This is a genomic window from Mesorhizobium sp. B1-1-5, from assembly GCF_006443065.1.
GTDB lineage: Bacteria > Pseudomonadota > Alphaproteobacteria > Rhizobiales > Rhizobiaceae > Mesorhizobium.
The window spans coordinates 14,992-37,956 of the sequence record NZ_VFWS01000044.1 but is presented as its reverse complement, the minus strand read 5'-3'; the positions used below and the strand labels follow the sequence as shown (position 1 = coordinate 37,956).

Sequence of the window (22,965 nt, the reverse complement as noted above, 5' to 3'; positions counted from 1 at the left end):
TCCCCTTGTGGGAGAAGGTGGCCGCGAAGCGGCCGGATGAGGGGTGCTCCAGGGAAAGCCAGCGTCTCACTCCGCTGAAACACCCCTCATCCGTCTCGGCGCTATCGCGCCGATCCACCTTCTCCCACAAGGGGAGAAGGGGAGTCGCGCATCGCTATGCCACGTCTTCCGAATGGCCGATCGTCACGCCGTACTCGGCGGCGGAGTCGAGGATGGTGTGCCAGAGGCTCTCAGCGAAGGTTGCAAACACCAGGAGATTGAACACCGCCTGTCCATCCACCCGATCCTTGCCGCGCCACAGCGTGACACTGGTGTGATCCATCGACGTGGCCGCCGCGGCACCCACGCCGAAAACATCGGGGTGCAGGTCGATCGAAGACAGCTTGGCCAGCATCGTGCGCGCCTTCTCTCCGGATATGCTGATCAGCACCCGCGCATGCGATTGGTCGGAAAGCGAGGCCGAACCCACGAAGACCGGCGCAAGTGCTTCGATCGTATGCTTGCCGCCTTTGGACAGCACCAGCAATTGGTCCGGTCCCGACCAGATCAGCGTCGCGTCGGCAGTATCGACCGTCTTGGGCGTTTCCGGCGCGGCGATGCCGAAGCGCGCCTGCGCGGCCCTCGCCGTCTCGCCGGCCTTGCCGCGCCGCGCCATCACCTGGACGAGATCGAAATTGCGGATCTCGGTCAGCGACACGCCGGCGTCGCCTTGCGCGCCATAAGAGCCGGTGACCAGCGCGCGGTCGAGCGGGCTGCGAACCTCCCAGGAAAACTCAGCCACGCTGGCGCCCTCCATCCGGATCGTAGAAGACGGAATTGCAGAGCTCGACATCATAGTCCTCGCCGCGCAGCGGGTCGTGCGCGCGCACGATCTCGCCGGTGCGCTCGCGGCCGCGCTCGACGAGGCCCAGCCCGATCCACTGGTCGAGCACCGGCGAGAAACAGACCGAGGTGACATAGCCCTGGTCGTTGTCGGGGCCGGGGGTCTCGCCCTTTGGAATGATATGCGCGCCGGAACGCAGGCGGCGCGCCTTGTCGGTCGGCTTGATGCCGACGACCACCTGCCGGTTCGGCGCGACGAGCGCCTCGCGGCCGGCCATGACGCGGCCGATGAAATCCTTCTTGGTCGACATCATCTTGCCGAGGCCGAGATCGCCCGCCGTGGTGGTGCCGTTGAGTTCCGGCCCGGCGACATGGCCTTTTTCGATGCGCATCACGCCCAGCGCCTCGGTGCCGTAAGGCGTCACCCCGAACGGTTTTCCCGCAATCATCAGATTGCGCGCCATGGCCTCGCCATAGCGCGCCGGCACCGAAATCTCGAACGCCATCTCGCCGGAGAAGGAGATGCGGAACAGCCTAGCCTTCAGGCCGCCGCGCAGCTTGACCTCGCGCGCGCCCATAAACGGAAAGCCTTCGTTCGACAGGTCCTCGGCCGGATCGACGATCTCTTTCAGCAGATCGCGCGTCCTTGGTCCGGCGATCGAGAACTGCGCCCATTGGTCGGAGACCGAGGTCAGTTGCACGTCGAGCTCGGGGAACAGCACTTGGCGGCAGAATTCCAGGTGCTGCATCACCAGCCCGGCCTTGGCCGTCGTGGTGGTGAGGAAGTAATGGTCATCGGCGAGCCGCGAAGTCGTGCCGTCGTCATAGACGATGCCATCCTCGCGCAGCATCAGCCCGTAGCGCGCCTTGCCGACGGCGAGGCTGGAGAAGGCGTTGATGTAGACGCGGTCGAGGAAGGCGCCTGCGTCGGGCCCGTGCACGTCGATCTTGCCGAGCGTCGAGACGTCGCAGAAGCCGACGCCGCTGCGCACCGCCTTGACCTCGCGTGTCACCGATTCCAGCCAGTTCTTCTCGCCCGCGCGCGGATACCATTGCGCGCGCTTCCACAGCCCGGTGTCGACGAAGACGGCGCCCTGTTCGGCCGCCCAGTGATGCGAGGGCGTCAGCCGCGTCGCATGGAAATTCTCGTCGCGATGGTGGCCGGCAAAGGCGCCGATGGCAACTGGCACGTAAGGCGGCCGGTAGATCGTCGTGCCGGTCTCGGGGATCGACTTGCCGCTGACCGCCGCCATGATGGCGAGGCCGGCGACATTCGACGTCTTACCCTGGTCGGTCGCCATGCCGAGCGTCGTATAGCGCTTCAGATGCTCGACCGATTGAAAACCCTCGCGCTGCGCCAGCTCGACATCGGAAGCGGTGACGTCGTGCTGCTGGTCGACAAAGGCCTTGCCCTTGCCGGCGACATGCCAGAGCGGCGTCAGCGAGAAAGCGTCGTCATCCGCGACCGGCATCGATCCGATATTGCCGCTGCGTCCAGCATCGCGCGCGGCGGCAGCGCCGGCTTCAAACCCTTCGCGCAAGCAGGCGCCAAGTCCGAAGGCGCCGTTGGCCGCGCCTGCCGCCACCATGCCGGGCGGTGCGCCATCCGGCACGAAGGCGGCAATGTCGTCGCGCCATTTCGGCCTGCCGCGGTGGTAGGAGGTGAGGCCGACCGCCGGGTTCCAGCCGCCCGAGACGGCGAGCCCGTCCGCCTCGACCTCGGCGCGCGCGCCGCCGGTCAGCGAGACGGAAATCTTGCGCACCCCGCCCTTGCCGCCGTCGACGCCGGCGACGGCGCCGTGCAGCACCGGAAAGCCGCCTTTGCTTGCAAGCAAGCGGTGGGCCGGCGAAACGTCCGGCCGCGCGTCGATCACCGCGGCAACCTGCAGTCCGGCCGCGATCGCCGTCTCGGCGGTGCGCCAGCCATCCTCATTGTTGGTGAACAGCGCGATGCGCCGCGCCGGCGTGGCTGCGTAGCGGTTGATGTAGCTGCGCATGGCCGATGCCATCATCACGCCCGGGGTGTCGTTGCCGGCAAAGACGATCGGGCGTTCGATCGCGCCGGCCGCGACGACGCAGCGCTTGGCCACGATCCGCCATAGCCGCTGGCGCACCTGATGCTCGGGCGGTGTCGGCAAATGGTCGTTGACACGCTCGATCGCGCCATAGGTGCCGCCGTCATAGACACCGAACAAAGTCGTGCGCGTCATGATGCGCACATCCGGCATCGCCGAAAGCTCGGCAACCGCGCGCGCAACCCATTCGGCGGCCGGCAATCCGTCGATCATGCCGCTATCGGCAAGCAGGCGTCCGCCGAGGACAAAATCCTCCTCGCACAGGATGACGCGCGCGCCGCAGCGCGCGGCGGCAAGGGCCGCCGCCAGGCCTGCCGGGCCGGAACCCGCGATCACCACATCGCAATGCGCCCAGACCTTGTCATAATGGTCGGGATCGGAAACCTGGGCCGCGCGGCCAAGGCCCGCGGCGCGCCGGATCGCAGGCTCATAGATCGCTTCCCAGAATTTCGCTGGCCACATGAAGGTCTTGTAGTAGAAGCCGGCGACGAAGATCGGCGCGAACAGCTGGTTGACCGACATGACGTCGAAATTGAGCGACGGCCAGCGATTCTGGCTGGCCGCTTCCAGGCCCTCATAGAGCTCGGCCGTTGTCGCTTTTGTATTTGGCTCACGCCTTGGGCCGCTGCGCAATTCGACCAACGCGTTGGGCTCTTCGGAGCCGGCGGTCAGGATACCGCGCGGACGATGATATTTGAACGAGCGGCCGACGAGCTTGACGCCATTGGCGACCAGCGCGGAAGCCAGCGTGTCGCCCTTGAAGCCGAAAAGGGTCTTGCCGTCGAAGCGGAAGTTGAGCGCAGCCGAGCGGTCAATGAGACCGCCATTGTTCAGCCGGTTTGCCTGATCGCCGCGCATCACGCACCAACCTTGGCGGCGCCTGCGCCCGCCGCCGGCTCGACGGCCGAAATCTCATGCGTCAGCGTGTTGCGGGTGACCTTCAGCCAGGCCCGGCAGCCGCCGCCATGGTACCAGTGCTCGCTCATCGGGCCGGCAATGTTGTCGCGCAGATAGACGTAGTCGTAGACCGCGTCTTCGCCGGCATCGGCCGCCGGCCGTTGCGGCTTGGCGTCGCCGAGATAGGTGAACTCGCCGAGTTCGCGTTCGCCGCAGAAGGGACAGACTATGCGCATGGCTGGGTCTTCAATGCATGATGCCAAAAAGTGTGAAGCGGTTTTTGGATAACATCCTGCTCAATCCCTAATGCAGGTTCGGTTGGGCGCCCTGGCCCTTCTCGTCGATCATGGCGCCACGCTGGAAGCGGTCGAGGCGGAAGAGTGCTGCTTCCTTGTGCGATTGATCGCGGGCGATGAGATGGGCGAAGACGAAGCCGGAGCCGGGCGTCGCCTTGAAGCCGCCATAGCACCAGCCGGCATTGATGTAGAGGCCGTCCACCGAGCTCTTGTCGATGATCGGCGAGCCGTCCATCGACATGTCCATGATGCCGCCCCACTGGCGTAAGAGCCGCACGCGGCCGATCATCGGGATCAGCGCCATGCCGCCTTCGCAGACATCCTCCACCACCGGCAGATTGCCGCGCTGTGCATAGGAATTGTATCCGTCGATGTCGCCGCCGAAGACCAGCCCGCCCTTGTCCGACTGGCTGACATAGAAATGTCCGGCGCCGAAGGTCATGACCCCGGGGATCAGCGGCTTGATCGCTTCGGAGACGAAGGCCTGCAGCACATGGCTCTCGATCGGCAGGCGAAGACCTGCCATAGCCGCGACCCGTGACGAGGAGCCCGCCACCGCCATGCCGACCTTGCCGGCGCCGATCTTGCCGCGCGATGTCTCGACGCCGGTGACCTTGCCGTTGGCGTTGCGCGCGAAGCCGGTAACCTCGCAATTCTGGATGATGTCGACGCCGAGTTCGCTCGCCGCATGCGCGTAGCCCCACACCACGGCATCATGCCGCGCCGTGCCGCCGCGGCGTTGCAGCAGTCCACCTTGCACGGGGAAGCGCGCATTGTCGAAATTCAGGAACGGCAGCATTTTGCGCAGCGCCGCCTGGTCGAGCAGCTCCGCATCGATGCCGTTGATGCGCATGGTGTTGCCGCGCCGGGCGAAGGCATCGCGCTGCGCGTCGGAGTGATAGAGGTTGAGCACGCCGCGCTGGCTGACCATCGCGTTGTAGTTGAGGTCCTGCTCCATCCGCTCCCACAGCTTCATCGACAATTCGTAGAAGCCGGTGTTGCCGGGCAGCCCGTAGTTGGAGCGGATGATGGTGGTGTTGCGGCCGGCATTGCCGGAGCCGATCCAGCCCTTCTCCAGCACCGCGACGTTGCGGATGCCGAACTCGCTGGCGAGAAACCAGGCGGTGGCGAGCCCGTGGCCGCCGCCGCCGATGATGATCACGTCATAGCGGTCCTTGGGCGCCGCGTCGCGCCAGGTCGGCTGCCAGTTCTTGTGGCCGGAAAGGGCGGCGCGGGCGAGCGAGAAGATAGAATATTTCATCAGTTCATTCCGAGGTCGCTCGCACCGCTAGAGCATGATGCCGAAAAGTGTGAAGCGGTTTTCGGACGACATCATGCTCCACTACAGGACGGTCAGATATCCAGCGTGTGGTCGCGCTCCCACTGCGTGAAGTGCGAAGCATAGGAATTCCATTCCTGCTGCTTCAGCTTTAGATATGCCGACGAGAATTCCTCACCCAGCGCCGCCTTGAGCGATTTGTCCTTGTCGAACTCGCGCAGCGCGTCGAGCAGGTTGAGCGGCAGTTTCGGCGCATCCGTGACCGTATGGCCGAGCTGGTACATGTCGATGTCGTAGCGCTTGCCGGGGTCGGCCTTCGAGCGGATGCCGTCGAGGCCGGCAGCGATGATGACGGCCTGCAGGAGGTAGGGATTGGCGGCGCCGTCCGGCAGGCGCAATTCGAAGCGGCCGGGTCCCGGCACGCGCACCATGTGCGTGCGGTTGTTGCCGGTCCAGGTGACCGTGTTTGGCGCCCAGGTGGCGCCCGAAATGGTGCGCGGCGCGTTGATGCGCTTGTAGGAATTGACCGTCGGATTGGTGATCGCGGCAAGCGCCGAGGCATGCTTCATGATGCCGCCGAGGAAGTTCCTGCCCTTGGCGGACAGGCCGAGTTCTTCCGAATTGTCGGCAAAGACATTGGTCTTGCCTGTCTCGTCCCACACCGAGATGTGCGCATGGCAGCCATTGCCGGTCAGGCCCTGGAAGGGCTTGGGCATGAACGTCGCGCGCAGGCCGTGCTTTTCGGCGATCGACTTGACCATGAACTTGAAGAAGGAGTGCTTGTCGGCGGTCGCCAGCGCGTGATCGAAGGTCCAGTTCATCTCGAACTGGCCGTTGGCGTCCTCGTGGTCGTTCTGGTACGGGCCCCAGCCCAGCGCCAGCATATGGTCGCAGATCTCGGCGATGACGTCGTAGCGCCGCATCACCGCCTGCTGGTCGTAGCAGGGTTTCGAGGCTGTATCGTATTCGTCGGAGATCGCCTTGCCATCGGGCGAGATCAGGAAGAACTCGGCTTCGACGCCCGTCTTGACATGCATGCCGTCGCGGGCGGCTTCGTCGATCAGCCGCTTCAGCGTGTTGCGCGGTGCCTGGTTAACCTCCTTGTCCTCCATGATGCAGTTGGCGGCTACCCAGGCGACGTCCTTCTTCCATGGCAATTGGATGACTGAAGCCGGATCCGGCACCGCCAGCATGTCCGGATGCGCCGGCGTCAGGTCAAGCCATGTCGCGAAGCCGGCAAATCCTGCACCGTCCTTCTGCATGTCGGCGATCGCCTGCGCCGGCACCAGCTTGGCACGCTGCCCGCTGAACAGGTCCGTGTAGGAGATCATGAAATATTTGACGCCGTTCTCCTTGGCGAATGCGGCGAGATCGTTCCCCATTATGTAGTTCCTCGCTTATGTGTCTTGGAAGTTTGTCCTAGAAGCCGTTCTTTCCCGGTATCCAGTTGGTGCCGGCCAAAGGCACGCCGGCCATGGCGGCGGCTTCGATCGAGAGCGCGACGAGATCCTCGGGCTCGAGATTGTGCAGGCTGTTCTTGCCGCAGGCGCGTGCGATGGTCTGGGCTTCCAGCGTCATCACCTTGAGATAGTTCGCGAGCCGCCGTCCAGCCGCGATCGGGTCGACCCGCTTCATCAGCTCGGGGTCCTGCGTGGTGATGCCGGCCGGATCGCGGCCCTCGTGCCAGTCGTCATAGGCGCCGGCCGTTGTGCCGAGCGCACTGTACTCCGCCTCCCAGCGGGGATCGTTGTCGCCCAGCGCGACCAGCGCCGCCGTTCCGATCGAGACCGCGTCGACGCCCAGCGCCAGCGCCTTGGCGACATCGGCGCCGTTGCGGATGCCGCCCGAGACGATCAGCTGCACCTTGCGGTGCATGCCGAGGTCCTGCAGCGCCTGCACCGCCGGCCGGATGCAGGCAAGCGTCGGCTGGCCGACATTCTCGATGAACACTTCCTGGGTGGCAGCCGTGCCGCCCTGCATGCCGTCGACCACCACGACATCGGCGCCGGCCTTCACCGCGAGCGCGGTGTCGTAATAGGGCCGCGCGCCGCCGACCTTGACGTAGATCGGCTTTTCCCAGTCGGTGATCTCGCGCAGCTCGAGGATCTTGATCTCGAGATCGTCCGGCCCCGTCCAGTCGGGATGGCGCGAGGCCGAGCGCTGGTCGATGCCCTTGGGCAGCGTGCGCATCTCGGCGACGCGGTCCGAAATTTTCTGTCCGAGCAGCATGCCGCCGCCGCCCGGCTTGGCGCCCTGGCCGACGACCACTTCGATGGCGTCGGCGCGCCGCAGGTCGCGCGGATTCATGCCGTAGCGCGAGGGCAGGTACTGGTAGACCAGCGTCTTGGAATGGCCGCGTTCTTCCTCGGTCATGCCGCCGTCACCGGTGGTGGTCGAGGTGCCGGACAGCGTGGCGCCGCGTCCGAGCGCTTCCTTGGCCGGCCCGGAGAGCGATCCAAAACTCATGCCGGCGATGGTGATCGGGATCTTCAGCTCGATCGGCTTCCTGGCGTGGCGCGAGCCGAGCACCACCGAGGTGTCGCAGCGCTCGCGATAGCCTTCGAGCGGATAGCGCGAGATCGAGGCGCCGAGGAAAAGCAGGTCGTCGAAATGCGGCAGCTTGCGCTTGGCGCCGGCGCCGCGGATGTCATAGATGCCGGTCGCAGCCGCGCGGCGGATTTCGGAAAGCGTGTAGTCGTCGAAGGTCGCGGATTTGCGCGGCGTCGTCGGCGGGTTGCGGTAGGTCATCTTGCCTCAATACGCGTCGGCGTTGTCGATATTGAAATTGTAGAGTGTGCGGGCCGAGCCGTAGCGCTTGAACTCCGACGCCTTGACGTCGGTGACGCCGGCCTTGTCGAGCAGGGCCTGCAGCAATTCGATGTGCTCGGGCCGCATCTCCTTGGCGATGCAGTCGGCGCCGAGGCTTTCCACCTTGCCGCGCACGAAAAGCCGCGCCTCGTAGATGGAATCGCCCAGCGCGTCGCCGGCGTCGCCCAGCACCACGAGGTTGCCGGACTGCGCCATGAAGGCCGACATGTGGCCGATATTGCCGTGCACGACGATGTCGATGCCTTTCATCGAAATGCCGCAGCGCGACGAGGCATTGCCCTCGATGACCAGCAACCCGCCGCGGCCGGTGGCGCCGGCATACTGGCTGGCGTCGCCCTTGATGACGATCGAGCCCGACATCATGTTCTCGCCGACGCCGGGGCCGGCCGAGCCATGCACGGTGATCGCCGCGCCGTCATTCATGCCGGCGCAGTAATAGCCGACGCTGCCGCGCACATCGATGCTGACCGGCTGGTCGACGCCGACTGCCACCGAATGGCTGCCCTTCGGGTTGAGCACTTCCCAGGCGGTCTCGTTCGAGCCGGGCGTAAGGCTGTGCAGCGCCTGGTTCAATTCGCGCAGCGAATGCACGGACAAGTCAAAGACGCGTGATGCCTGACTGTGGGCATGGCCTTGCTCGCGCTCGGCCTTCGACATTGGGGTTGCCGGCATCAGCTCAATGCTCCCAGAAATAAACGGTTGCGGGCTCGGGCTCCCAGACCCGCGCATTGTCGATGCCGGGCAGCTTGGTCAGCGCACGATATTCGGAGCCGAAGGCGACATACTGGTCGGTCTCGGCCATCACGGCCGGCTTGCAGGCGATCGGATCGCGCACCACACCGAAGCCGTTCTTGGTGCCGACGACGAAGGTGAAGAAGCCGTCGAGGTCTGAGAGCGTGCCTTCCAGCGCCTCGCCGAGATTCTTGCCATGCGCCATCCGGTTGGAGAGATAGGCAGCTGCCACTTCCGTGTCGTTCTCGGTCTCGAAGGTCATGCCGTCGCGGATCAGCTCGCGGCGCACATTGTTGTGGTTGGAGAGCGAGCCGTTGTGCACCAGGCACTGGTCGGCGCCGGTCGAGAAAGGATGCGCGCCCATCGTCGTCACCGCCGATTCCGTCGCCATGCGGGTGTGGCCGATGCCATGCGTGCCGGTCATCGCGCGCACGCCGAAGCGGTCGACGACGGCTTCGGGCAGGCCGACTTCCTTGTAAATCTCCACCGCCTCGCCGGCGCCCATGATGCGGATGTCGGGCCGGAGCGTCTGCAGCGCCTCGCGCGCGGCGTCGACCTTGTCCGGCGTGGTCCGGATCACCGCATGCGTGGACTTGACCGCGACACTGACCGGCGCGCTGATCGCCTTGGCGAGCTCGGCGTCGAGGCCGCGGAAATCGCGATCGGGCTTCGGCGACTGCACGGTGATCTTGGCTTCATTGCCGGTGGCCGCGCCATAGATGGCGATGCCGGCACTGTCCGGACCGCGGTCGCTAAGCGACACCAGCATCTCCGACAGCATGGCGCCGAGCTTCGGCTCCAGCGCCTTGTCCTTCAAGAAAAGTCCGACGATTCCGCACATGCCAGCCTCCGACGTTTTTTGGCTCTCAGATGATGTACCCAATGAGTAAACCGAATTCAATGGTATGAAAGAAATTTTCCTGTCGTTATATATTCGGCGGTGCATCCCCTTCGGCACTATCGCCGCCCGGACGCGCCTTGTGAACCCAGATCGCATGGCGGATGCGCGCGATCCTATAGGCGTCGAGGATGGAGAGGGCATAGATCAGGAAGCCGCCGGCATGGCGGCCGATGAAGCCGGCGTCGACCGGCGCCAGCTTGGTGGTTATCCAGCCAAGGACTACCATGAAGAACAGGAATTGCAGCCCGCGCGCCGGCACGCCGAGCATGACATGGCCGCTTGCCGGCAAGACGATCGCGGCGCCGAGCACGAGATAGGGATTCGCGGGAGCAGGGGTGGCGGTTTCGTCGCTCATGCGGCCCGCCTTTCGCGCCGGTTGATGGCTTGGCGAAGCGTCGAGGCTGCCTCGAGCAGCCGTTCGATCAACGCCGGATCGATCCCGGCATCGCCGAACGCCGCCTGCCGGAACACACCGTAGCGAGCGCGCTCGGCCTCGGCCAGCAGCCAGACGATGCGCACGCCCTTCGGCGTTATCAGCAATTCCTTGGCGCGGCTTTCGGCAAAGATGTCTGTATGCGCGGCGATCAGATCCTGTGGGAAGGCGACGCCTCTGCGGTCCGTCCTGAGCACCGCGTCGGCGGGAAGGCCGAGCACTTTCGGCAGCGTGTGCGGCAGATGGTCGAAATTGGAGAATGTCGTCGCCGAATTCGGCCGCATCATCATGTCGAACGTGCCCGGCACCGCGACCGGCTCGGTAATCGAAACGCTGAGCCAGCGCGTCGGCAGCTTTCGCGTCGCCAGCGTGTCGACGATGGTCCGCACCTGGACGCGCTGACCCTTCCAGGAACCGGCCCAGGTGACGACGCCGGCCGTGCCGTCGGAAATGTCGGAGGCGTCCGCAACGACGCTGCGGACGCTGGCCGTATCGGCGGCCAGGGCCGCCTTCGCCCTGTTGCGGCCCGCACGCGCCAGCCAGGCAATGTGAGCGGCGACGGCCAATGCGATCGCCCCGGTAAGCAATACTGACGTCAGCTCGGACATTTCGATACGCCACGGCCCGCCATCGAACGGCGGGCCCTTACTCCACTCAATAACCCTGCGGCTTCGGCCACGGCATGGAGAACTGGTCGCCGCGCCGCACGAACTTGTAGCGGTAAAAGTGGAACCATAGCGAGATCAGGAAATAAAAGACGATCATCGCGATCAGCTGCGAGCCGAAGCCGAGAAAGATGGCGAAGAAGGTCACCATGCACAGGCAGAAGAGCACGATCGCCGGCAGTGGGTGGAAGGGGTGCGTGTAGCCACGGCGGATCGAACCCAGCGGCCACTTCTTGCGGAACATCATGATGTTGATGCTCATGAAGGTGTATTGCAGCACGCCCGACAGGATCGAGAAGGTGATCGCCTGGTTGAGATCGGCGATGAAGGCGAAGGCCAGCGCGATCGGCAGCAGGAACAGGATCGAGCGATAGGGCGTGCGATACCTCGGGTGCACCGCCGAGAACCAGCTCGGCAGATAGCGGTCGCGGCCGAGCGAGAACCAGGCACGCGCCGCGTCGTTGATGCAGCCATTGGCCGAGGCAAGCGCGGCCAGCAGCGTCGCGATGAAGAGCAGGTTTTCCAGCAGCGGGCTGCCCGTCAGCTTGCCGGCGTCCCACAGCGGATAATAGGTGATGCCGAGATATTCCCAGGGCATCAGCGAAGCGCAGACATACCAGGTCATCGCGGCGGCGATCAAAAGCGTGATCATGCCGGCCATGGTGCCGTAAGGCAGGGAGCGCGCCGGCGAGCGCACTTCCTCGGCTGCCTGAGTGGTGCCCTCGATGCCGAGATAATACCAGATGCCGAACTGGAAGGCGGCGATGACGCCGATCCAGCCATAGGGCAGCGCATTGGCGGGAGTGACCAGCTCGTTGAGCTTCAACACCGCGCCTTGCGTCCACGGGCTGACCGAGAAGAACAGGATTACGATCGAGACATAGGCGATCGCAGTGATGACGAAATTGACGTTGAGCGTCATCAGCACGCCGCGATAGTTGAGCCAGGCGAGCACGACGATGGTGGCGGCGATGAACGAATTATGTGTCAGCCCCTCGACGCCGGCCTTGGCGACGATCGTGTCGCCGAGCAGGATCGCGTCCGACACTTCCAGCATGGTGTAGGCGAATACCAGGAACAGCGCGACGTTGAAGGCCATCAGCGGCCCGACGATATGCTTGGCTTGCGCGTATTGGCCGCCGGCGGCGGCGACGGTGGACGTCACCTCCGAATCGATCATAGCGACCGAGGTGTAGAGCAGTCCGACGACCCAGCAGACGATCAGCGCGGCAAGCGCGCCGCCCTTGTCGGCGGAGAAATTCCAGCCGGTGAACTCGCCGACCAGCACGATGCCGACGCCGAGCGCCCACACATGCGCCGGGCCGAGCACCCGAAGCAGCGAGACCCTGTCGCCGTGGATTGTCGTCGTTTGTGCCGTTTCAACCGCAGCCGTCATATCAGTCCCCACTCAGATCCGGTGTTTTTCGGAAACGGCTTCAAGCTCGCCTTCGCGGGAAGACGTCAAAGTCTCCTCGGAATAGGTCGTATCGACCTTGAACCAGTCGTAGAGCATCCACGCCGCAAGCACGACCGAGATGCCCCAGCAAACGTAAGACAGTCCCATCCACATGATGTCTTCCCCGGTCTCTTTGTCGTCGAAAGTCTCTTTGTCGTCGAAGTCTATTTGTCGTCGAACTTCTCGTTGATCACCTCGCGATATTCCTTGTCGGAGGCGCGGAACAGGAAGACGAAATACGCGATCAGCACGATCGCCATGATGATCAGCGTCGGCCAGTCGATGATGTAATGGAAGCGGTTCTGGATGATGTCGTGCGCCGTCTCCGGCGTGTAGCCCAGCTTCTCCCAGATCGACGCCATGGTCGCATTCTGGCCGAGCGCGTCCCAGGTCTTGGCATCGAGCGGGTCGATCGACTTCGCCGCCCCGGCAAAGCCGAGTTTCAGCGGCAGCCAGAGCGCCACGAAGATTGCGACCACCACGACCGCGATGTCGAGGATCTGTCCGGCCTTGCTCTGCTCCGGCGGGGTATAGCGAGCCATGGTTTCTCCCTTCACGATTGGCGGTTGCGGGCGGCGTCGGCGTTCTTGATGTCGAGCCCGTAGATGAAGTCCTTGTCTTCCTTGTAGTGGTTGAGCATGGCGAGGATCGCGGCGGTGTTGAAGATCAGCACCGCCGCGGCTGCAACCGCCACCACGAGCTTGATGCCGCTATGCGGAATGTATGGCCATGTCATCAGGAGGACGAAGAGGATCGTTGCCCACAGGCACACGATCAGGAGCACGGACCCACGTACGTCGGAACGGTACAGCGCTTCGATGCGCTGCTGCATGTCGGACATCGGTTTTCCCCTTCTGGCGACGTCCGGCCACACAACCGACCGGGCGTCCACTCTTTCAACAGAGTGAAATTTTTTTCATAAATTCCGCTCGATTCCCGGAATTGTCAAGCCGGATTTACGCATCGCAAACCGTTTGTCATCGGGCAAGAAATTTGCCTGACAATGAAATTATTTGCTTCAAGGGGATTGCAGGGCTTCGCCGTTTGCGGTCAATATTCGACCAAGCTCCGCCACCAAGCAGGAGCAGGGAACAGCAACGACTTAATTCGTACGGAGGACGATCGGATGACGGCATCCTGGAGATTCTCGACCCTGGCGGATCGCCATCGCGCGCTCGGCTCGAAACTCGAGGACTGGAGCGGCATGGGCACCGCCTGGACCTACGACAAGGATGCCGACGAGGAATATGTCGCGATCCGCACCAAGGCCGGGCTGATGGACGTCTCCGGCCTGAAGAAGGTTCATATCACCGGGCCGCACGCCTCGCATCTCATCGACCTCGCCACGACGCGCGACGTCGAAAAGATCTATCCCGGCAAGTCGGCCTACGCCTGCATGCTGAACGAGGCCGGCAAATTCACCGACGACTGCATCCTCTACCGCATCAGCCCGAACTCGTGGATGGTCGTGCACGGCTCGGGCACGGGCCATGAGGAGCTGCAGCGGGCGGCGATGGGCCGCGATGTCTCGCTGCGCTTCGATGACAATCTGCACGACCTGTCGCTGCAAGGCCCGACCGCGGTCGACTATCTCGCCAAGCATGTGCCGGGCATCCGCGACCTCAACTATTTCCATCATATGCACACGCAGCTCTTCGGCTTTCCGGTGATGATCTCGCGCACCGGCTACACAGGCGAGCGCGGCTACGAGATCTTCTGCCGCGGCCAGGATGCCGGCACGATCTGGGACAGGATCCTCGAGGAGGGCAAGAGCGCCGGCATCATTCCCTGCCGCTTCACCACGCTCGATATGCTGCGCGTCGAGAGCTATCTGCTCTTCTATCCCTATGACAACTCGCAAAAGTATCCGTTCGAGAACGAAGGCCCCGGCGACACGCTGTGGGAGCTCGGCCTCGACTTCACCGTCAGCCCCGGCAAGACCGGCTTCCGCGGCGCCGAGGAGCATTATCGGCTGAAGGGCAAGGAGCGCTTCAAGATCTATGGCGTGCTGCTCGACGGCAAGGAGCCGGCGGACGAGGGCGCGCCTGTCTACCGTGACGGCAGACAAGTCGGCGTGGTGACCTGCGCCATGTATTCGCCGCTGGTCGAGAAATCGATGGGCATCGCGCGCCTCGATGTCGACTGCGCGGTCCAGGACACCAGGCTCGAGATTCGTAACCGGAACGGCTCGATCAAGGCGACGGCGCAACCGCTGCCGTTCGACGATCCGAAAAAGACCAAGCGCACGGCAAAAGGTTGAGGCATCATCAGCGGGGGCAAAGGCACGACGGACGAATGACAGCCAAGACGATCATCAGCCGGCCCGTTTACGGAACGCTGTCTCCGCAGCCCGGCAAGCATCATCTCTTCATCGCCGACGCGGAAGGCGCGCTGGCGATTACCGACATGGCCGGCAAGGCGCCGCCTGGCTTCTTCGACGGCGCCGAAATCGTCTTCATTCCGGTGGGCAAGCACATCGCCGCTCTCGAAACGCTGAAGCCGGCGCAACTCCACATCGCTCCGTCCTTTGCGAGCCTCTTGCCGCGGCTCAAGCAGACGCTGACCAACGCTCATATGGGCCTGCGTCTCTATCTTGCCGGCACCGAAGGCCTGATCGGCCAGGCGATGCAAGTAGCGCTTGAAGCCGGCATCGACCATACCTCCATTGCGACCGAGCATCGCGGCTCGCTGGCGCGGCGCATGCAGTGCGTGCACTGCAAGGGCATCACCGAGAATGTGACCACGCAGCCGGCCACCTGCTCGCATTGCGGCCTGCTGCTTTTGGTGCGCGATCACTATTCGCGGCGTCTCGCGGCCTTCCAGGGCGTGTGCATCAACGCCGAGGATCGCTCCGAGAGTCCTCCGATCGAGGAGGCCTTTCCATGAGCACCGGCACCACCAAGCTCGACGTCGTTGTCAGCGACGTCGTTCCCGTGAACGATCTCGTGACCCGCTTCCATTTCCGCCGTCGCGACGGCGAGCTGCTGCCGACCTTTTCCGGCGGCGCCCACGTTGTCGTCGAGATGCGCGACGGCGACCGCACCAGACTCAATCCCTATTCGCTGATGGGCTCGCCGCTCGACACGCGCGAATACACGATTTCCATCCGGCGCGACGATGCCGGCCGCGGCGGCTCGCTGTTCATGCACCGGCAGGTCGAGCGCGGACTGGAGATGGTGATCAGCTATCCGGTCAATTTGTTCTCGCTGGATCTGCGGGCGAAGAAGCACCTGATGCTGGCCGGCGGCATCGGCATCACGCCTTTCATGGCGCAGACATCGCAGCTGGCAGGCGCCGGCGGCAATTTCGAATTGCATTACACCTGCCGCACGGCTTCGCTAGGCACCTATGCCGACGTCTTGCAACAGCGCTACGGCAACCGGGTCAGGCTCTATCACGACGACCGCGAGGAGCGCATCGACCTCGAGCGGCTCTTGTCCTCGCAGCCGCTCGGCACACACCTCTATGTCTGCGGCCCGGCCGGCATGATCAACTGGGTGCGCGAGCGCGCGGCTAGCCTCGGATGGCCGCCGGAGACTGTGCATTTCGAGCATTTCGCGGCCCCGCAGCCCGGCGCGCCGTTCGACGTGACCTTGGCCGTCAGCGACAAGACGATTCGCGTCGGCGAGCAGCAGAGCCTGCTCGAGGCGATCGAAGCCGCCGGCGTCGACCCGCCTTATCTCTGCCGCGGCGGCGTTTGCGGCCAGTGCGAGACCAATGTGATCTCCTCCGACGGCAAGTTCATCCACAACGATCACTGGCTGAGCGAGGAAGACCACCGTTCCGGCTGCAAGATCATGCCTTGCGTCTCGCGCTTCGAGGGCAAGTCGCTGGTCCTGGAAAGATAGGAGGCGTCAATGGGCATCACCTTTCGCAAAGAAACGTTTCGCGACGATTTCACCTTCAAGAACAGTCCGGAGCACATCCGGCGCTTTCCCTTCCCGTTCAACGAAGACGCCTACATGTATGCGGTCAACATCGAGCCGCATGTCGTCGGGCCCAAGGGCAGCGTGCTTGAGAACCTGATCGACGTCGACGAGCATTATGTCGCCGAGATGCAAGACCGCGCGCTTGTTCTGGCCGAGGATCCCCTGCGCTGCCAGTCGCTGCCGCATATGACGCTTGCCGGCTGGGACCTGCTCGAGCTTCTGATGGAGCAGCAGGCGCTCGGCTATCCCGAGCATTTCACACTGGAGCGAAACGGTGATCGCTGGCGCTGGATCAACCGGCCGCTCGGCATCGACGACACCTTCACCTTCGGCGACACCTCGACGCTGCCCTACGGCCCGATGGAATACATCACCCGCCAGAGCCAGGGCGATTTCTGCATTCTCGACCAGCGCGACGGCAATCTGTGGATGGATGCCGGCATGGTCACCACCCAGGCCGACTGGTCGCTCGACTTCGACATCGGCATGAACTTTTTCGAATGGCACGCGCCGGTGCCGCTGGCGCATGAGAAGGGCATTTTCACCCGCGCGCTGAAATTCCTCACCAATATCCAGCAGGGCAAGCCGGCCAGGCGTCTCAACTGGACGATGACCGTCAATCCGCGCCTCGACACCAGCCCCGAGAATTATCACAAATGGGGCCCGGACCGCGCCACGGTCACGCCGGAGAATGTCGGCGACAAGGTGCATCTGCGCGTCGAATTGCAAAGCTTCTGGCGGCTGCCGCGCTCCAACAGCATCGTCTTCCCGATCCGCTGCTACCTTATCAAGATGGACGAGCTGGTCACGCAGCCGAAATGGGCGCGCCGCCTGCACCGCGTCATCCGCGACCTGCCGGAAGAGCTCGCCACCTATAAGGGCCTGACCCGATATAGGCCGACGCTGGTGGAATGGCTGTCGAAGCTCGACGACGGCAGCCCGACGTCACCAGGATTCGGGCCGGATTGAACTGCCGATCTCCACCTTGGGCGCCTCCGGCGCCGACGTTGGAGATTGGCCGAAGCCCCCGTGACGTCGTCATACTCGGGCTTGACCCGAGTATCCATGCCGTGAACTCGGCCGTAGGGTGCAAAGGCGCGGAATTCGGTAACCGTTGCAACGCCTTAGCGTCACGGCCTGGATTCTAGGGTCTGCGCGCGTCGCTTCGCTCCTTGCTTCGCCCTAGAATGACGAAGCGCGGTAAGGGCGAGATCAGCCAATCACCCGGCGCTGTTTTGCGGATAGCAGATGATCGACAGATACCGCATCGGCAGGCGCGTCAGCTCTTCCGGGCCGTGCGGCGCATCGGCGTCGAAGAACAGGCTGTCGCCCGGCTTCATCGGATAAAGGTTGTTGCCGTGCCGGTAAACGACCTCGCCCTCGAGCATGTAGAGGAATTCCATGCCCGCATGCTGGAAGGTCGGGAACACGTCCGAATTCTCGGTCAGCGTGATGAGATAGGGCTCGACGACGACGCCGCTGGTGTTGGCGCCGATATGTCCGAGCAGGTTGTACTGGTGGCCGGCGCGCGTGCCGCGGCGCTCGACGTCGACGCCTTCGCCGGCCTTGACGAAGACGGCGCTGTGCTCTTCCTCGAAGCGTCGGAAGAAGGCGGTCACCGGAACGCCCAGCGCCCGCGACAGCGCCTGCAATGTCGTCAGCGATGGCGAGGTGATGCCGTTTTCGATCTTCGACAGCATGCCGAGCGAAATTTCGGTGGCGGTGGCGAGATCGGCGACGGTGATGCCGAGCTTCTTGCGGAACGCGCGCACCTCATGGCCGATCGCCACTTCCAGCACTTTTTCGCGCGTATCGCGGATGGCGTGCGGATTCTGCGTCAACGGCGCGCGTATCGTGCGCCCGGCCGCCGAAACGCGCTTTAGCGGCGCCTTGCCCTTCGCTGCCGCATCGGTGGACTTGGTGCCGGAATTCTTGTTCGCCATGTCGCCCCCGACTCTCGCGGATTATTTCACTCAAGGTGAACATATTCGGTGGCGATACAAGAGCGCAACCGCGACAGCAAGCCGCTGGATGTTGCAGGGCACGCCTGCTTCAACGTGACGCCGCCGCCTTTGCGCGCAAAAACCCTTTCACGCAAACGCCGTCGCCGCAGATGTTTGTTGACAGCACCAAAGACCCAATTACTGTCACTGTCAGTGAAATTTGTTTCGTGGGAGCAATTCCAGGAAAAGTGTCGAACGGTTTTCCGCCCGGAATTGCGTCAAGAAAAAAGTCGGATCAAAAAAAGGAGGACGCCCGCAATGAAATCTCGTGTCGCGGTCATCGGAGCCGGACCGTCGGGCCTGGCCCAGCTAAGGGCGTTCAAGTCGGCCGCCGACAAGGGCGCCGAGATCCCGGAAATCGTCTGCTTCGAGAAGCAGAGCGACTGGGGCGGCTTATGGAACTACACCTGGCGCACCGGCCTCGACGAGCATGGCGATCCGGTGCACGGCTCGATGTACCGCTATCTCTGGTCGAACGGCCCAAAGGAATGCCTCGAATTCGCCGACTACACCTTCGAGGAGCATTTCGGCCGGCCGATCGCTTCCTATCCGCCGCGAGCCGTGCTGTGGGACTACATCAAGGGCCGCGTCGAGAAATCCGGCCTGCGCGAATGGGTGCGCTTCAACAGCCCGGTGCGCATGGTGACCTATTCCGACGAGACCGAGAAGTTCACCGTCACCGCGCATGATCGCACCAATGACGTGACCTACTCGGAGGAATTCGACAACGTCGTGGTCGCTTCAGGCCATTTCTCGGTGCCCAACGTGCCTTACTTCGAAGGTTTCCCCACCTTCAACGGCCGCATCCTGCACAGCCACGATTTCCGCGACGCCATGGAATTCAAGGGCAAGGACATCTTGATCATCGGCCGCTCCTATTCGGCCGAGGATATCGGTTCGCAATGCTACAAATACGGCGCCAAATCGATCACCTCCAGCTACCGCTCCAAGCCGATGGGTTTCAAATGGCCGGAGAACTGGAAGGAAGTGCCGCTGCTGCAGAAGGTCGTCGGCAAGACAGCGCATTTCAAGGACGGCACGACCAAGGACGTCGATGCCATCATCCTTTGCACCGGTTATCTGCATTCCTTCCCGTTCCTCACCGACGACCTCAAGCTCAAGACCGCCAACCGGATGTGGCCGCTCGATCTCTATGAAGGCGTCGTCTGGGAGAAGAACCCGAAGCTTTTCTACATCGGCATGCAGGACCAGTTCTACACCTTCAACATGTTCGACGCGCAGGCCTGGTATGCGCGCGACGTCATCATGGGCCGCATAAAGCTGCCATCCTCCGAAGCGATGGCCGAGCACGGCGCCAAGTGGCGGGCGCGCGAGGAGACGCTGGAGGACGCCGAGCAGATGATCTGGTTCCAGGGCGACTACACCAAGGAACTGATGGACCAGACCGACTATCCGGGCTTCGACGTCGAAGCGGTCAACCGCACCTTCATGGAGTGGGAGCACCACAAGATGGAAAACATCATGACCTTCCGCGACAACGCCTACCGCTCGCTGATGACCGGCACCATGGCGCCGGTCCATCATACGCCCTGGCTGCAGGCGCTGGACGATTCCATGGAAAGCTATCTCGAGGTGAAGGGCGTGGCGGCCGAGTAGCACGGCGCGCTCGCGTCAACGTTCTCAGGCTCGACGCGCCTGATCTTCAGCCGATCTCGAAAAACGGCTTGCCGAGCAGGCCAGGGTCCACATCGATGCCAAGGCCGGGGCCGTCGGGAACGCCCATATGGCTGCCGGTCACCGGCGGCGCGTTCCTGGCCGTGCGCACCGTCACCCATTCGTGGAAGGCGATGGCATGCAGCCGGCGCTCCTGCGGCGTCGACAGCGACAGATGCGCCATGGCCGCTGTGTCGATCTCGGCGCCGCCGGTATCCTCGACCGTGATCATGAAGCCGAGATCGACCGCGACGTCGCGGATCAGGCGGGTCTGCGTGACGCCGCCCAGCCGCGAGATCTTCAGCGTCAGCCCATCGGCGGCGCCGCGGCGGTGGATCTCCAGCATCTCGCCCAGCGAGGTGACGGATTCGTCGAGCACCATCGGCTTGTCGAGCATGCGGCGCACCGACATGTTCTCCTCGATCGTCGTGCATGGCTGCTCGAACGTGTAGTCGATGCCGCGCGTGGCGTCAGCGAACTGGCGCGCCTGGTACGGCGTCCAGCCGGCATTGGCGTCGCAGAAGATCACCGTGCCCTTCGGCACGGCGGCGGCCACTGTCGTGGCCCGCTCGATGTCGTCGCGCACATTGCCGCCGACCTTGACCTGCAGGCGCCGGCAGCCTTCGGCGATGATCCTTTTGGCAAGTGCGGCCATCTGATCGAGCGTGCCGTGGGTGACGACCCGGTAGGTCTCGGCCATGTCGCTCTCGCGGCCGCCGAGCATGGTCACCAGCGGCACGCCGGCGGCGCGGGCAGCAAGATCCCAGCACGCCATGTCGAGCGCCGACTTGATATAGGGATGGCCCTTGAATGCCGTGTCCATCAGCCGGCCGATGCCGGCAAGGCCGCGTGGATCCTGGCCGATGAGATGCGGCGCGATCTCCGGCACGCCCGCGCGTGTTCCCGCCGGAAACGCGGCCGAGTAGAAATTGCCGAGCGGCGCCATCTCGCCCCAACCGGTCTCGCCGCTGTCCGAGGTGATGGCGACGATCACCGCGTCGAAGCAGTCGGCGACGCGCCCCTTGGACATGCGGTAGGGCCCGTCCACGAAGGGCTGCACGACATGATAGGCCTTGATGCTCTTGATCTTCACGTTTGTGTCCGTTGCCGGTCAGGCCATATTCCGATGAACCGGCTGCAACACAATCAGGTTGTCGACAATCCAACAAGGGAGCTAGCTGCGGATTCTGACTCCGGGGGTCGCGGCCCGACAATTGCAAAGCTCGGGCGCGCTTCTTGAGATACCGCCGCGCCGCTCAGTCGTCAGGCTGTGTTGCTACTTTCTCAACCACCTCTGGGCTGACATGCATGAAAGTCAGCTCGAAGGGGGACGGCAGAGCATCCGCCGATTCTTCGCCTCTTTGGATTGCATCTTTGACGACTGCGGCATGCATTCCTTCAATTATGGCAGCCAGGCCGTTGCGAGACTTGAATGCAGGACTTGAATGATTGTCATTCTCATCAAAGTGCGAAAATGCGCTGCGCACATGTATCTCAAAACATTCTTGAGGCGGAGCCTCGCTTATCCTTGACAACTCAGTGGCCAATTTTTGCAAAGCGTCGCGTGTCATATAGACGGTCAGGCCCGTGCAATCGATATACAAAGCCATGGTGTTTGCTGACATGAGGTGTCTTCCGTTAGGATGCCGATACTGACGTATTGCCTCGACGACCTTACCGCTGTGAATACCGCGCAAGCTAGGGCGCTGTTGCCGGTTGGTATTGCGGACTCAGTGCTGCCCAACGAAACGGCGCCCTCGACGTGGGTATCGAGGGCGCCGTCGGACCGGAAACTGATGGGGGTTATCAGCTGGCCGGTTTCGGTTGCGGCAAGGGAGAAACCGGCATTCCGGGTCCGATCTTCTGCAAATTGCCCGTGATCACCTGGTCGGTCTCCGAGATGCCGGAGGTCACGGAAATCAGGTCGCCGTCGGTGGGCCCAAGCGACACCAGCTTCTGGTCGACGGTGTTGCCCTTGCCGATGACATAGAGGTATTTGCCGAGCTGGCTGGAACCCAGCGCCACCTGCGGCACCATCAGCGTGTTGGGCTGTTCCTTCACATGCAGCCGCACCCGCACATACTGTCCAGGAAGCAGCGTGAACTTGGCATTGCCGATCGTGGCGCGCGCCGTGATCGTGCCGGTCGAGTGGTCGATCGTGTTGTCGATGAAGGTCAGCTCGCCCTTCTGGCTGGGCTGGGTCTCGCCGGGCAACAGCACGTCGACGGCGATCGGACCGGCGGCCTTCGCCTGCCCAATCTGCACGAGATCGCTCTCGCTCGGATTGAAGGTCACATAGATCGGATCGAGCTGCACCAGCGTGTTGAGCACCGTGCCGGCGACGCTGACCAGCGTGCCGACCGAAGCCTGGTTGCGGCCGATGCGTCCCGAGAACGGCGCCTTGATCTCGGCATAGCCGAGATTGAGCTCGGCCGTCCGCACCGCCGCCTGGTCGACGGCAAGGGCGGCCTGGGCCGCGCGCAGATTGCTGGTGCGCTGGTCGAAGCTGTCCTTGTCGAGATAGCCGGCCTTGGCGAGGTCGGTGCCGCGGCCGAGATTGGATTTTGCATAGTCGAGCGTCGCGCTATCGCGCTGCACCTGCGCCTTCGCCTGCTCCAGCGCGGCCTGATAGTCGTCGGGCGCGATGCGGTAGAGCAGGTCGCCCTGCTTGACGTCGCTGCCGTCGGCCGCATTCTGCTCCTGCAGATAGCCCGGCACGCGCGCCTGCAGCGTGATGCTGCGGATCGACTCCACCCGCGCGGCGTAGTCGAGATAGATCGGCAGCGTCTTCTTCACGACATTCACCACCGGCACCGGCATCACGAAGGCCGCCGGCGCTGGCGCGGCACCCGCTGCGCCGCCGCTCAAATTGCCCATGTCGAGAAAGTGCACGCTGGCCACCGAGATCGCGCCGAGCGCGACGGCCGTTCCCAAGGCGATTTTCCATCTACGCATAATTGATCTCCAATCTTAT

At 63.6% G+C, this 22,965-nt stretch carries 23 protein-coding genes; 5 read left to right on the top strand and 18 right to left on the bottom strand.

Annotation, left to right across the window (positions count from 1 at the left end):
* Positions 1–154: 154 nt before the first annotated feature.
* The 14 genes from FJ980_RS15740 to FJ980_RS15675 all read right to left on the bottom strand — a co-directional run bounded on the left by FJ980_RS15740 (position 155) and on the right by FJ980_RS15675 (position 13,226).
* Positions 155–781, bottom strand: coding sequence for a sarcosine oxidase subunit gamma (locus tag FJ980_RS15740; RefSeq protein ID WP_140544200.1), 627 nt, complete (start codon positions 779–781; stop codon positions 155–157).
* Entirely contained in the window at positions 774–3,755 is a 2,982-nt protein-coding gene (locus FJ980_RS15735; protein WP_140544198.1) for a sarcosine oxidase subunit alpha, read from the bottom strand. Before FJ980_RS15735 ends, FJ980_RS15740 begins: the two co-directional genes overlap by 8 nt.
* Positions 3,755–4,030: a sarcosine oxidase subunit delta gene (locus FJ980_RS15730; protein WP_140544196.1), complete on the bottom strand. Its 276-nt coding sequence runs from the start codon at positions 4,028–4,030 to the stop codon at positions 3,755–3,757. The genes FJ980_RS15735 and FJ980_RS15730 overlap by 1 nt, the downstream gene beginning before the upstream one ends.
* Positions 4,031–4,097: 67 nt before the next feature.
* Complete coding sequence (locus FJ980_RS15725; RefSeq protein WP_140544194.1) at positions 4,098–5,351, bottom strand: sarcosine oxidase subunit beta family protein; 1,254 nt, start codon at positions 5,349–5,351, stop codon at positions 4,098–4,100.
* A 92-nt stretch (positions 5,352–5,443) separates the two neighbouring features.
* Positions 5,444–6,751: a type III glutamate--ammonia ligase gene (gene glnT, locus FJ980_RS15720; RefSeq protein ID WP_140544192.1), complete on the bottom strand. Its 1,308-nt coding sequence runs from the start codon at positions 6,749–6,751 to the stop codon at positions 5,444–5,446.
* A 37-nt stretch (positions 6,752–6,788) separates the two neighbouring features.
* Positions 6,789–8,117: an FMN-binding glutamate synthase family protein gene (locus FJ980_RS15715; protein WP_140544190.1), complete on the bottom strand. Its 1,329-nt coding sequence runs from the start codon at positions 8,115–8,117 to the stop codon at positions 6,789–6,791.
* A gap of 6 nt (positions 8,118–8,123) precedes the next feature.
* On the bottom strand, positions 8,124–8,870 hold the full coding sequence (locus tag FJ980_RS15710; RefSeq protein ID WP_140544188.1) for a GXGXG domain-containing protein: 747 nt from the start codon (positions 8,868–8,870) through the stop codon (positions 8,124–8,126).
* Positions 8,871–8,874: 4 nt separating this feature from the next.
* The gene (locus tag FJ980_RS15705) at positions 8,875–9,771 is read right to left on the bottom strand and encodes a glutamine amidotransferase family protein (protein WP_140544186.1); all 897 of its coding nucleotides are present in this window, start codon (positions 9,769–9,771) and stop codon (positions 8,875–8,877) included.
* Positions 9,772–9,856: 85 nt separating this feature from the next.
* Positions 9,857–10,186: a hypothetical protein gene (locus tag FJ980_RS15700; protein ID WP_140544184.1), complete on the bottom strand. Its 330-nt coding sequence runs from the start codon at positions 10,184–10,186 to the stop codon at positions 9,857–9,859.
* Complete coding sequence (locus FJ980_RS15695) at positions 10,183–10,872, bottom strand: hypothetical protein (protein WP_181181219.1); 690 nt, start codon at positions 10,870–10,872, stop codon at positions 10,183–10,185. Before FJ980_RS15695 ends, FJ980_RS15700 begins: the two co-directional genes overlap by 4 nt.
* A gap of 46 nt (positions 10,873–10,918) precedes the next feature.
* Positions 10,919–12,325, bottom strand: a complete 1,407-nt coding sequence (locus FJ980_RS15690; protein ID WP_140544182.1) for an amino acid permease — start codon at positions 12,323–12,325, stop codon at positions 10,919–10,921.
* 12 nt (positions 12,326–12,337) lie between these two features.
* On the bottom strand, positions 12,338–12,499 hold the full coding sequence (locus tag FJ980_RS15685; RefSeq protein WP_095768770.1) for a hypothetical protein: 162 nt from the start codon (positions 12,497–12,499) through the stop codon (positions 12,338–12,340).
* A 50-nt stretch (positions 12,500–12,549) separates the two neighbouring features.
* Positions 12,550–12,927: a hypothetical protein gene (locus FJ980_RS15680; protein WP_095768769.1), complete on the bottom strand. Its 378-nt coding sequence runs from the start codon at positions 12,925–12,927 to the stop codon at positions 12,550–12,552.
* Between the two features lie 11 nt (positions 12,928–12,938).
* The gene (locus tag FJ980_RS15675) at positions 12,939–13,226 is read right to left on the bottom strand and encodes a hypothetical protein (protein WP_095768768.1); all 288 of its coding nucleotides are present in this window, start codon (positions 13,224–13,226) and stop codon (positions 12,939–12,941) included.
* A 285-nt stretch (positions 13,227–13,511) separates the two neighbouring features.
* Here FJ980_RS15675 and FJ980_RS15670 point away from each other — a divergent pair, with 285 nt between their 5' ends.
* Genes FJ980_RS15670 through FJ980_RS15655 form a run of 4 tightly spaced genes read left to right on the top strand, consistent with a single transcriptional unit; the run spans position 13,512 to position 17,283 of the window.
* Entirely contained in the window at positions 13,512–14,645 is a 1,134-nt protein-coding gene (locus tag FJ980_RS15670; protein ID WP_140544180.1) for an aminomethyltransferase family protein, read from the top strand.
* 35 nt (positions 14,646–14,680) lie between these two features.
* Positions 14,681–15,271: a dimethylamine monooxygenase subunit DmmA family protein gene (locus tag FJ980_RS15665; protein ID WP_140544178.1), complete on the top strand. Its 591-nt coding sequence runs from the start codon at positions 14,681–14,683 to the stop codon at positions 15,269–15,271.
* Positions 15,268–16,233 (top strand): PDR/VanB family oxidoreductase, encoded by a 966-nt coding sequence (locus FJ980_RS15660; RefSeq protein ID WP_140544176.1) that lies wholly within the window; start codon positions 15,268–15,270, stop codon positions 16,231–16,233. The genes FJ980_RS15665 and FJ980_RS15660 overlap by 4 nt, the downstream gene beginning before the upstream one ends.
* Positions 16,234–16,242: 9 nt before the next feature.
* The gene (locus FJ980_RS15655; protein ID WP_140544174.1) at positions 16,243–17,283 is read left to right on the top strand and encodes a DUF3445 domain-containing protein; all 1,041 of its coding nucleotides are present in this window, start codon (positions 16,243–16,245) and stop codon (positions 17,281–17,283) included.
* A gap of 251 nt (positions 17,284–17,534) precedes the next feature.
* Here FJ980_RS15655 and FJ980_RS15650 read toward each other — a convergent pair whose 3' ends face one another.
* The gene (locus FJ980_RS15650) at positions 17,535–18,257 is read right to left on the bottom strand and encodes an XRE family transcriptional regulator (protein ID WP_140544172.1); all 723 of its coding nucleotides are present in this window, start codon (positions 18,255–18,257) and stop codon (positions 17,535–17,537) included.
* Between the two features lie 318 nt (positions 18,258–18,575).
* Here FJ980_RS15650 and FJ980_RS15645 point away from each other — a divergent pair, with 318 nt between their 5' ends.
* Positions 18,576–19,934 (top strand): NAD(P)/FAD-dependent oxidoreductase, encoded by a 1,359-nt coding sequence (locus FJ980_RS15645; protein WP_140544170.1) that lies wholly within the window; start codon positions 18,576–18,578, stop codon positions 19,932–19,934.
* Positions 19,935–19,980: 46 nt separating this feature from the next.
* On the opposite strand, the gene FJ980_RS15640 is transcribed toward FJ980_RS15645, so the two are convergent.
* The 3 genes from FJ980_RS15640 to FJ980_RS15630 all read right to left on the bottom strand — a co-directional run bounded on the left by FJ980_RS15640 (position 19,981) and on the right by FJ980_RS15630 (position 22,946).
* Positions 19,981–21,084, bottom strand: coding sequence for a mandelate racemase/muconate lactonizing enzyme family protein (locus FJ980_RS15640; protein WP_140544168.1), 1,104 nt, complete (start codon positions 21,082–21,084; stop codon positions 19,981–19,983).
* Positions 21,085–21,247: 163 nt separating this feature from the next.
* Entirely contained in the window at positions 21,248–21,616 is a 369-nt protein-coding gene (locus tag FJ980_RS15635) for a hypothetical protein (RefSeq protein ID WP_140544166.1), read from the bottom strand.
* A 181-nt stretch (positions 21,617–21,797) separates the two neighbouring features.
* Entirely contained in the window at positions 21,798–22,946 is a 1,149-nt protein-coding gene (locus FJ980_RS15630; protein ID WP_140544164.1) for an efflux RND transporter periplasmic adaptor subunit, read from the bottom strand.
* Positions 22,947–22,965 lie beyond the last annotated feature (19 nt).

Bases quoted from the DNA above. Each gene is read 5' to 3' on its own strand.
- FJ980_RS15735 (WP_140544198.1), bottom strand. From the start codon at position 3,755: ATGCGCGGCGATCAGGCAAACCGGCTGAACAATGGCGGTCTCATTGAC.
- FJ980_RS15730 (WP_140544196.1), bottom strand. From the start codon at position 4,030: ATGCGCATAGTCTGTCCCTTCTGCGGCGAACGCGAACTCGGCGAGTTC.
- FJ980_RS15725 (WP_140544194.1), bottom strand. From the start codon at position 5,351: ATGAAATATTCTATCTTCTCGCTCGCCCGCGCCGCCCTTTCCGGCCAC.
- glnT (WP_140544192.1), bottom strand. From the start codon at position 6,751: ATGGGGAACGATCTCGCCGCATTCGCCAAGGAGAACGGCGTCAAATAT.
- FJ980_RS15715 (WP_140544190.1), bottom strand. From the start codon at position 8,117: ATGACCTACCGCAACCCGCCGACGACGCCGCGCAAATCCGCGACCTTC.
- FJ980_RS15710 (WP_140544188.1), bottom strand. From the start codon at position 8,870: ATGCCGGCAACCCCAATGTCGAAGGCCGAGCGCGAGCAAGGCCATGCC.
- FJ980_RS15705 (WP_140544186.1), bottom strand. From the start codon at position 9,771: ATGTGCGGAATCGTCGGACTTTTCTTGAAGGACAAGGCGCTGGAGCCG.
- FJ980_RS15700 (WP_140544184.1), bottom strand. From the start codon at position 10,186: ATGAGCGACGAAACCGCCACCCCTGCTCCCGCGAATCCCTATCTCGTG.
- FJ980_RS15695 (WP_181181219.1), bottom strand. From the start codon at position 10,872: ATGTCCGAGCTGACGTCAGTATTGCTTACCGGGGCGATCGCATTGGCC.
- FJ980_RS15690 (WP_140544182.1), bottom strand. From the start codon at position 12,325: ATGACGGCTGCGGTTGAAACGGCACAAACGACGACAATCCACGGCGAC.
- FJ980_RS15685 (WP_095768770.1), bottom strand. From the start codon at position 12,499: ATGTGGATGGGACTGTCTTACGTTTGCTGGGGCATCTCGGTCGTGCTT.
- FJ980_RS15680 (WP_095768769.1), bottom strand. From the start codon at position 12,927: ATGGCTCGCTATACCCCGCCGGAGCAGAGCAAGGCCGGACAGATCCTC.
- FJ980_RS15675 (WP_095768768.1), bottom strand. From the start codon at position 13,226: ATGTCCGACATGCAGCAGCGCATCGAAGCGCTGTACCGTTCCGACGTA.
- FJ980_RS15670 (WP_140544180.1), top strand. From the start codon at position 13,512: ATGACGGCATCCTGGAGATTCTCGACCCTGGCGGATCGCCATCGCGCG.
- FJ980_RS15665 (WP_140544178.1), top strand. From the start codon at position 14,681: ATGACAGCCAAGACGATCATCAGCCGGCCCGTTTACGGAACGCTGTCT.
- FJ980_RS15660 (WP_140544176.1), top strand. From the start codon at position 15,268: ATGAGCACCGGCACCACCAAGCTCGACGTCGTTGTCAGCGACGTCGTT.
- FJ980_RS15655 (WP_140544174.1), top strand. From the start codon at position 16,243: ATGGGCATCACCTTTCGCAAAGAAACGTTTCGCGACGATTTCACCTTC.
- FJ980_RS15650 (WP_140544172.1), bottom strand. From the start codon at position 18,257: ATGGCGAACAAGAATTCCGGCACCAAGTCCACCGATGCGGCAGCGAAG.
- FJ980_RS15645 (WP_140544170.1), top strand. From the start codon at position 18,576: ATGAAATCTCGTGTCGCGGTCATCGGAGCCGGACCGTCGGGCCTGGCC.
- FJ980_RS15635 (WP_140544166.1), bottom strand. From the start codon at position 21,616: ATGTCAGCAAACACCATGGCTTTGTATATCGATTGCACGGGCCTGACC.
- FJ980_RS15630 (WP_140544164.1), bottom strand. From the start codon at position 22,946: ATGCGTAGATGGAAAATCGCCTTGGGAACGGCCGTCGCGCTCGGCGCG.